The organism is Pseudomonas sp. RW407, from assembly GCF_003176655.1.
In the GTDB taxonomy this organism is placed as follows: domain Bacteria; phylum Pseudomonadota; class Gammaproteobacteria; order Pseudomonadales; family Pseudomonadaceae; genus Pseudomonas; species Pseudomonas delhiensis.
Window position 1 is genome coordinate 907,462 of the sequence record NZ_QGSL01000029.1, and the last position, 4,218, is coordinate 911,679.

5 protein-coding genes are annotated in these 4,218 nt (G+C 64.7%); 2 read left to right on the forward strand and 3 right to left on the reverse strand.

The genetic code is table 11. The features are described 5' to 3' along the window. Nucleotides 1-896, reverse strand: an 896-nt coding sequence (locus DK254_RS04895; RefSeq protein ID WP_109933006.1) for a LysR family transcriptional regulator, incomplete at its 3' end; no start/stop codon positions are given. An 80-nt stretch (nt 897-976) separates the two neighbouring features. Here DK254_RS04895 and DK254_RS04900 point away from each other — a divergent pair. Beyond that, nucleotides 977-2,299, forward strand: coding sequence for an MFS transporter (locus DK254_RS04900; RefSeq protein ID WP_109932663.1), 1,323 nt, complete (start codon nt 977-979; stop codon nt 2,297-2,299). Nucleotides 2,300-2,327: 28 nt separating this feature from the next. Next, entirely contained in the window at nt 2,328-3,257 is a 930-nt protein-coding gene (locus DK254_RS04905; protein WP_089392285.1) for a carbon-nitrogen hydrolase family protein, read from the forward strand. 144 nt (nt 3,258-3,401) lie between these two features. Here DK254_RS04905 and DK254_RS04910 read toward each other — a convergent pair whose 3' ends face one another. Then, nucleotides 3,402-3,689, reverse strand: a complete 288-nt coding sequence (locus DK254_RS04910; RefSeq protein WP_089392284.1) for a HigA family addiction module antitoxin — start codon at nt 3,687-3,689, stop codon at nt 3,402-3,404. A 16-nt stretch (nt 3,690-3,705) separates the two neighbouring features. Next, nucleotides 3,706-3,984: a type II toxin-antitoxin system RelE/ParE family toxin gene (locus tag DK254_RS04915; protein ID WP_109932665.1), complete on the reverse strand. Its 279-nt coding sequence runs from the start codon at nt 3,982-3,984 to the stop codon at nt 3,706-3,708. Nucleotides 3,985-4,218: the final 234 nt, after the last annotated feature.

Below are 4,218 nucleotides of genomic sequence, written 5' to 3' on the forward strand. Positions count from 1 at the left end.
AACTGACGCAGCCATTCGTGGTGGGGTTTGCTGTGCCTGGTGATGTCCCAGACCATGAAGCAGCGGAAGGACGGCACCGGTAGCGGCGCCGGGCTTACGCTCAGGTGGGTCATGGCCGCATAGCTCTCGGCGGCGAATGTCGGGATGGTGGCTATCGCTTCGCTGTTCATCAGCGTCGTCAATGCGCCGCTGAAGTGGGTGAAGGAGGCGATGACACGCCGTGCATAGCCGGCGGCCTCGAACATGTCGTCGATGAAGCCGCGTCGGCCGTCGTAGGAGATGCGCACATGGTCCGCCGCGAAGTACTCCTCCAGGCCGATGGGCCGGTCCGCCGCGCGCCCATGTGGGCGAAACAGGCAGGAGTAGGAGGAAGAGAACAGGACCTGGGAGGAATAGCTGGTGTTGAAGTCCTTCGGTTCGCTGCAGATCACCAGGTCCATGTCCGGGTCCTGCAGCGACTGTTTCCATAGCGAGCTGTTGCTCTGGTGGAAGGCGAAGCTCACGCCCAGCCCCAGCTCCGCCGCCGTGTTCACGATGCGCGGTGCCAGGTAGGACTCGATATCGTCGGACAGGCCGATGTTGAACACGTAACTGGAATCGCGCGGGGAGAACTCCGGCTCAGCGCCGAGCACGCCGGAAATGGAGGTCAGCGCCTCGGCGATCTTCGGTGCCAGTTCCATGGCCCTGCGCGTGGGCTGCATGCCGGAGGCGGTGCGGATGAACAGTTCGTCACCGAAATGCTCGCGCAACCGGCGCAGCGCGGCGCTCACCGCCCCCTGGGTCACGTGCAGCATCGCCGAGGCCCGGGTGGCGCTGCGCTCGGTCATCAGGCAGTGGAAGGTGAGCAGAAGGTTGAGGTCGATCCGCGAGATATTACGTACGTTAATCCGGCTCATATTTCCTAATCGTTTGCCCCGTGCCCAGGGAGATTCCTAGTCTGGCGTCCACAACAACATAACAAGGGATGGAGAGTCCTGTGGACGCGATTCAGCAAAGCCTGGGTGCAAGCAGCATCCATACCAAGCGTGGGCAGTCGGACATCCGCAAGCGGGCCATCGCGGTCGGCATCGGCAACTTCATGGAGTGGTTCGACTTCGCGATCTACGGTTACTTCGCCGCGGTGATCGGCATGCTGTTCTTCCCGTCCAGCGCATCGGGCGTATCGCTGCTTTCGTCGCTGGCGGTATTCGCCGTCGGCTTCCTCTCGCGGCCCTTCGGCGCCCTGATCCTCGGGCCCATCGGCGATCGCTTCGGCCGCCGTTCGGTGCTGATCATCACGGTGTTCGGCATGGGTGTCTGTACCACTATCATCGGCCTGTTGCCTTCCTACGAGGCGATCGGCATAACCGCGCCCATCCTGCTCATCGCCATGCGCTTCATCCAGGGCATGATGGTCGGCGGCGAGTGGTCCAGCGCCGGCATCTACATCGTCGAGAGCGCGCCGTCCAACCGCCGGGCCACCGCCGCCAGCGTGATCACCGGTACGGCAGGGCTCGCCTTCCTGTTCGGCACCTTCACCGCCGCGAGCATTTCCTCGGCGCTGGATGACCAGCAGTTGGCGGCCTGGGGCTGGCGCCTGCCGTTCGTGGCCTCCATCGTGATGACCGGCATCGCCGTGTTCATCCGCCGCAAGCTGGGCGACACCCCGGTGTACGAAGAAATGGTCCGCCAGCGCGGCTCGCACCAGGCCCACGTACCGAGCCGTGCCGTGCGCCGCCGTGCTTTCATCACCACGTTCGCGTTTTCCGCGCTGTTCGGCGTCTCGCTCTACTACTTCATCACCTACGCCAACAACCACCTGGTCTCCACCGTCGGCCTGCCACGCAGCAGCGCGCTGTGGCTGTGCAGCCTGGCGCTGGTGGTCTACGTGATCGTCAACCCCTTGATCGGCCGCCTCAGCGACCGCATCGGCCGGCGCAAACTGCTGCTGGGCGCCGCCGCTGCGCTCACGCTGCTGGCCTACCCGATCTTCCTGTTGCTCAACAGCGGCAACCCGCTGGCAATCCTTGCCGGGCTGGTGGTGATGGGTGTGCTGGTGGCGGTCACAGCAGTCATGGACGTGGTGCTGTTGGTGGAAGTCTTCCCGGCCTCGATCCGCTCCACCGGAGCGGCCCTGGGCCACAACCTGGCGCTGGCGATCCTCGCCGGCCCCGGCCCCTTCATCGCCACCGCGCTGATCCGCCAGACCGGCGATGCGAATCTTCCAGCGGCCTACCTGGCGGCAGTCTCCCTGGCATGCCTGGTGGTGCTGTGGAAGACGCTGCCGGAAACCCGTGACAACGACATCAGCCGTTTCTAGACCTTTTCACCAGCTGTCAGGAGTTCCCATGACCCGTGTAGCGATCATCCAGGCCGCCTCCGTTCCCTACGAGCCAATGGCCAGCGTCGAGAAGGCCTGCGCCATCCTGCGCCGCGTGGCGGAACAGGGTGCGAAGCTGGCGGTATTCCCCGAGGCCTTCATCGGCGGCTACCCGAAAGGCGCGGCCTTCGGCAGCGTGGTGGGCAACCGTAGCGCCGCCGGGCGCGAACTTTACCAACGCTACGTAGAGGGCGCCGTCGAACTGGCGGGGCCAGAACTGGCGCGACTCGCCGAAAGCGTGGAACAGACCGGGGTGACCGTGGTGGTGGGCATCATCGAGCGCTTCGGCCGCACCCTGTACTGCACCGCGGTGACCCTCACGCCAGAGCACGGCATCGCCGGCTACCACCGCAAGCTGATGCCCACCGGGCAGGAGCGGCTGATCTGGGGCTTCGGTGACGGCTCCACGATAGAGCCGGTGGACACCGGGTTCGGCGTGCTGGGCAGCGTTATCTGCTGGGAGAACTACATGCCGGCGCTACGCCAGGCCATGTACGCCCAGGGCGTGCAGCTGTACTGCGCACCTACCGCCGACGACCGCCCTTCCTGGGCCAGCTCCATGGTCCACATCGCCCTGGAGGGCCGGGTGTTCGTGCTCTCGGCCTGCCAGGCGATCCGCCTGGGCGAGTACCCGCAACAACACCGCAAGGCGTTCGGCCTGGACTTCCAGGAGGACGAGTACGTGATGCGCGGCGGCAGCATGATCGTCAGCCCCTTGGGCGAAGTGCTGGCCGGGCCGGTATTCGATTGCGAGACGGAGCTGTACGCCGACCTCGACATGACACTGCTGAGCAAAGGCAACCTCGACTTCGACGCCTGCGGCCACTATGCAAGGCCGGATGTGTTCGAGCTGAAGGTGAATACCGCACCGCTGCGGCCGGTGACTTTCGAGGGTTGATCCGAAGCGATCTCCATAGGATGGGTCGAGCTTGCGATACCTATCTGGCCATGGCGATGGGTATCGCTTCACGCCATCCTGCGAAGTCGCGCGCCGGACGCTGCAGAAATGGAAAGCCCCGCATCGCGGCAGGGCTTTCGAGCTTCAGGCGATATCGGCGAAGCGCTCGATATGTGGCTGCTCGCGGTGCCTGGCCTGCCAGATGTCATAGTCGGCCTGCACGCCGAGCCAGGTCCGCGCCGTGCCGATGCCGGCCAGCTCCAGGCGCACGGCCAGGTCCGGGCTGATGGGTGCGCGGCCGTGCAGGACGCGCGACAGGGTTTCACGTGCGAAGCCCAGGCGGCGGGCCAGTTCGGTGACGCTGATGGCAAGTGCCGGCAGCACGTCTTCGCGCAGGGTTTCGCCAGGATGTGGTGGATTGAACATGACCATGGGCGCCCCCTCCTGTTCAGTGGTAATCAAGATAGTCGACGAGTTCCACGTCGTTGCCGATGAAGCGGAAGATCACCCGCCAGTTGCCGCTGACGGTGAGTGACCAGTAGCCTTCCAGTTCCCCTTTCAAGGGGTGCAGACGCCAGCCTGGCAGGTTGAGGTCGTCCGGCGCGGCCGCTCGATCGAGGAACGGCAGCATACGCGCCAGGCGCTTGGCGTGGTCGGCGCGGATTCCCCGGGTGGAGCCGGTCCTGAAGAACAGAGCCAGGCCCTTGTGCTGGAAGCTGACGATCATCCGACGAAGTGTGATGCAATACATCACGCTGATCAACAGGCAGATAGAAAACCCAATGGCGCAGGGCTGGTTATGCGTGGGGGAAGATGGGTATCGCTTCGCTCCACGCCATCCTGCGGTGGCGTTGCCCATGCAGCCGTAGGAGCAACTGTCTTTTACTGCTGCGCGGTATCTGTTCTCCAGCAGGTACCGTCCCTGACCATGGCGTTCAGTCGCACGATGAGCACACGCATG